The organism is Streptomyces beijiangensis (assembly GCF_017315755.1).
In the GTDB taxonomy this organism is placed as follows: domain Bacteria; phylum Actinomycetota; class Actinomycetes; order Streptomycetales; family Streptomycetaceae; genus Streptomyces; species Streptomyces beijiangensis.
The window spans coordinates 1-248 of record NZ_JAFLRJ010001735.1; the positions used below are offsets into that span (position 1 = coordinate 1).

Annotated in this window: 1 protein-coding gene; it reads left to right on the plus strand. The window is 74.2% G+C overall.

Going from position 1 to position 248, the window contains the following annotated elements:
• The coding region (locus tag J0695_RS43430; RefSeq protein WP_206970301.1) for a hypothetical protein at positions 1 to 248 on the plus strand (248 nt) is incomplete at both ends.

Consider the following 248-nt stretch of genomic DNA (forward strand, 5'->3'; position numbering starts at 1 on the left):
CAGCCTCCGGGGCGCGGCGCCGTCGTACCGTCAATGACCTGCCGGGCCACAACGGCCGGCTCATCGGCCGGGACGCCGAGCTGGCCCGGCTCGTCGCGCCCTCCGCCGACACGTCCGTGTCGCTGGTCACCGTGGACGGCACCGCCGGGGTGGGCAAGACCGCGCTCGTCGTCCGCGCGGCCCATGAGCTGAGCGCCCACTACCCGGACGGCTGCCTGTACGTGGACCTGTACGCGAACAGCACGCAG